Origin of the sequence: Haloarcula sp. H-GB4 (assembly GCF_030848575.1) — an archaeon.
Classification (GTDB): domain Archaea; phylum Halobacteriota; class Halobacteria; order Halobacteriales; family Haloarculaceae; genus Haloarcula.
Genome location: NZ_JAVDDX010000011.1, coordinates 1 through 3,369 on the forward strand (window position 1 = coordinate 1; position 3,369 = coordinate 3,369).

5 protein-coding genes and 1 pseudogene are annotated in these 3,369 nt (G+C 58.1%); all 6 read left to right on the top strand.

The features are described 5' to 3' along the window. Window positions 1-184 (top strand): annotated as a pseudogene (locus RBH20_RS21255) (hypothetical protein); the annotation flags it as partial. Window positions 185-219: 35 nt separating this feature from the next. Next, complete coding sequence (locus tag RBH20_RS21260) at window positions 220-684, top strand: hypothetical protein (protein ID WP_306712413.1); 465 nt, start codon at window positions 220-222, stop codon at window positions 682-684. Between the two features lie 38 nt (window positions 685-722). Continuing rightward, window positions 723-1,490, top strand: coding sequence for a hypothetical protein (locus RBH20_RS21265; RefSeq protein ID WP_306712414.1), 768 nt, complete (start codon window positions 723-725; stop codon window positions 1,488-1,490). Beyond that, a complete protein-coding gene (locus RBH20_RS21270; protein ID WP_306712415.1) occupies window positions 1,487-2,014 on the top strand; it encodes a hypothetical protein in 528 nt (175 codons plus the stop codon). Before RBH20_RS21265 ends, RBH20_RS21270 begins: the two co-directional genes overlap by 4 nt. A gap of 596 nt (window positions 2,015-2,610) precedes the next feature. After that, window positions 2,611-2,901 (top strand): hypothetical protein, encoded by a 291-nt coding sequence (locus tag RBH20_RS21275; protein ID WP_306712416.1) that lies wholly within the window; start codon window positions 2,611-2,613, stop codon window positions 2,899-2,901. Then, window positions 2,898-3,212, top strand: coding sequence for a hypothetical protein (locus RBH20_RS21280; RefSeq protein WP_306712417.1), 315 nt, complete (start codon window positions 2,898-2,900; stop codon window positions 3,210-3,212). The genes RBH20_RS21275 and RBH20_RS21280 overlap by 4 nt, the downstream gene beginning before the upstream one ends. The last annotated feature ends 157 nt before the right edge of the window (window positions 3,213-3,369 follow it).

Below are 3,369 nucleotides of genomic sequence, written 5' to 3' on the forward strand. Positions count from 1 at the left end.
GAATCATCGCGGCGACCCACTGTTCTCGGCACGGCTCTTGTCGAAGGCCATCGCGACGCTTTCGACCGGCCACCAGTACGTTCCAGACCGATACACCCTCTACTTTCGTGGGCACACAGCACTGTACTTGGAGGGGCCGAGGGGCGGCGTCATCATCGCTGAACGACTCCCCGGCCTCGACTGACGCGGCGATTTTTCGTTCCTCCGGCGAGTGAGAGGATGACAGAACCAACCTCTGAAGTCCGTGATGGATCAGCCACGAACCGCAACGAATCGCCCATCGACGGGCAACCAATTGCAGTCGCCAAGCCTCCCTCGCCGTTTGTCTGGAAGGATGAAGGAGTCTCTGCGTTCGATGGCGCTGTCACCGTTCGTCCGGAGTCTGCTCGCTATTCTATAGCCGGAAAAGTCGTCGACGGTGCGGAGTATCTTGTCGCGACGGCCCGAGAGACGTTTACCCCTCCAACCGACTACCAGTTCCAGTCGTGGGACGTGCTCCAGTCCGGTCGCCTTGCCCTCCGGTCAGGCGAGCCACAGTTCCCGCCAGCGGACGTGAGCCGTGCAGTCGCAACGCTTGCGAAGCATCCTGCGTACCAGCCAGAACGATTCACGATCTTCTATCGTGGGTGTGAACCAGTGTATATCGAAGGCCCAGACGCCGGCATTGTCATCACCCCTTGGTGACTCGATAGCGGTTTTGTGTTCCTCTGGTGGGTGAGAGGATGTCCACGCACTCAGCGTCGACGCGAGCACAGTCGTTCCAGCATCGCCCGCCAGCAGACACAGGGGAGTGTTCCTGTCCGATTCACGCCAACGGTGACCCGTTCACGGCACCCCTCGGGATTCGATTCGCCGATCACGTCACCGTCGAACCAATCGACAGGGACACCGCAGCTGCCGTGTACGAGGCGCATCACTCATATATGGGGTCGCTGCCGTCGGTCAATCTCGCCCATCACGGGCTATACTTCCAAGACTCGCTCGTTGGAGCTATCACGTATCGCTACCCGCTGATCTCGAAAAAGCGCATTCGGTACGGCGTCGACGGCCAGCTCTGTCCCGAGCCAGTCGAGATCGACAGTCTTCCTGCAGAGATTCGAGCGACCGCCCGGCGAGTGCTTCCGTCGACGGACACACCAGTCGTTGATAGCGAGGTAATTTCTGGCGACTCGCTCGTCGAGGCCGCGCGGATCTGCATGGGCGTTCAGATGCCTAATCTTGCCTCAGCAGCGCTGGCTCGCTCCCAAGAACACTTCTTAGCGAGCGACGACCGCGACACTCGATTTCTCCTAACGTGGGTTCGCTCGGATTACGACGGGGCGATGGTTCGAGCACTGAAAGACAAGGGTTGGACCTGTACGGGCTATCGAGAGCCAGGGCAGGCAAGCAACCGCGAGGACAAGCCGATTCGAGAGCGCTACAAGTGGCGCTTTCTGTGCCCCGTAGACACTGCTCGCGAACAATCAACACTTGCACGGTGGTCTCGATGAGCGGCGTCCAGCCCGAGGCAACGGCCGAGTACTGTCGATTCTGTGGAGACAGAGCCGATATCTCCGGTGAGGCGTTCACCTACGTCCGGTGGCCCGATGAAGTAGATCGCGAGGATGGCGTGTTCGAGTTCACGATCTGCCGGGACTGTGCGCTTCAGGACCGCGACAACGTCGAGCAGGCAGCGTCGCTCTTCCACGAGGCAGATCGAGACCATCTTCTCACCTGCGACGTCTGTGGAGCCGTTGGCTGCGGGTCTGCTAGTACTCGTCGTCCAGCAGCGGAGACATATCGACTCGCAAGCATCATCCCCTGGTCGGTGAATATCAACGGCTTCGACGGGACAGTGACCTCTTGCACTGAGTGCAGTCCTATCGTGACGGTCGACTGTGTGAAACATCCCGACCGGACATACGACAACGAAGTGCCGTGTCTCGTCGAGCCACCGTTTGACTCAGCTACACAGACGACAGACGATGCTCCAACAGACAGTGAACAGGTTGAGATCGGTGGGTGGATTGGGTAGCTGACGGCATTTTCTGGAACCGGTGAGTCTGCTCATTTGCCAATGAGCAGTACAGAGTGGAGAGGGAACACGTAGGTAGAAGGCCTATCGGTTACTGAGTGGGACCGGCATGCAAGATACAGAGCAAAGTCGGTCGGACGTTTTGTGGTGAAATGGGATATCTTAGAATAGGTGTGAGTATCCAGTTATAATGAGTCCAATGCCGAGTATTCGGTAGAGCCAGATCTTCCCGCCTGATGGAGACGAAGTATCGCGTAGAAACTCAAACCCGGACTCATGTGCTCTTCTAGGGGTTATCATGTATACTATCCCAAATAGAATCGTTCCCAAAGCCGCAATTTGTATGAGCATTTCCATCTCAACCGTTATTGAAGTATACAATGGCTAAAATAAAAAAGTGGTCTGTTTTTCCTGAATACACGCTCTGCATCTTGCAAGACGGCGAAACATCATCTCTGTCTGGTAGGAACCTCAGCGGTCGGTTCGCAGACTTATTGAGCAGGTATCTCAGCAAACACAGTAAGTAACAAACCACCCACAGCGGCGGTAAGGCCCAATTTTGTGTTCCTCTGGTGGGTGAGAGGATGTCTCAGAATATGTCTTGCCGTCGTTTGGAAGGCCTGTCTCAGCCAACCACTCCGAAGTTCGTCGAGTCCATCGCGACAACCGTTCGAGCGCAGTCTGGGAGCGCCGATCTTGAAGCGGTCGTCCTCCGTGCGGTGGCCCGGCAATCGGACAGCATTGCCCTGCCGGATGTACTCGAACTTCGCTCGCTCCTGGACATCGACGGTGAGCAGGCAGACACGGTAGAGGAGCGAGTCACGACCATCGTCAGCGCCATCGAAACAGAACTCGCTGGCTGGGACCGGCGGGAGGTCCTCCCATGACGCCAGCAGGAACAGCGACGTTAGGCGATTTCGGCGCTGGTGGCCCACGTTCAGATGCGTTGATTGACAAGCAAAAGGCGGCACAAGAAGCCGCCGTCGGTGAATGGGAGTTCCTCGCTGTCGGCAACGACACGATCGGCTGGCACATCCCCGACACCGGGGCCACAGTCCTGCTCAAGCGAAGCGACACTGGATGGCAACTCGAACGAGCGACCAAACTGGTCGGGACGCGAAGCACACTCGATGCCGGGCTGGACCTTGCCAGTTCATACATGGCAGACCGACCGGAGGGGGCCTCGACATGGCGATGATCGAGCGCGAGCAGTGGCGTCGTGAGGAACGCCAGCGTGTTGGGGCAGCACTGGCACGCGCTCGGTTCTGGCAGTCGGTTGTGCCACACAAGGTCGGCTTCTGGGAGGCCGTCGACGAGACGCTTCTAGCTCACTACCCGGACTGTCGGTACAAGCG

Bases quoted from the DNA above. Each gene is read 5' to 3' on its own strand.
- RBH20_RS21275 (WP_306712416.1), top strand. From the start codon at position 2,611: ATGTCTTGCCGTCGTTTGGAAGGCCTGTCTCAGCCAACCACTCCGAAG.
- RBH20_RS21280 (WP_306712417.1), top strand. From the start codon at position 2,898: ATGACGCCAGCAGGAACAGCGACGTTAGGCGATTTCGGCGCTGGTGGC.
- RBH20_RS21270 (WP_306712415.1), top strand. From the start codon at position 1,487: ATGAGCGGCGTCCAGCCCGAGGCAACGGCCGAGTACTGTCGATTCTGT.
- RBH20_RS21260 (WP_306712413.1), top strand. From the start codon at position 220: ATGACAGAACCAACCTCTGAAGTCCGTGATGGATCAGCCACGAACCGC.
- RBH20_RS21265 (WP_306712414.1), top strand. From the start codon at position 723: ATGTCCACGCACTCAGCGTCGACGCGAGCACAGTCGTTCCAGCATCGC.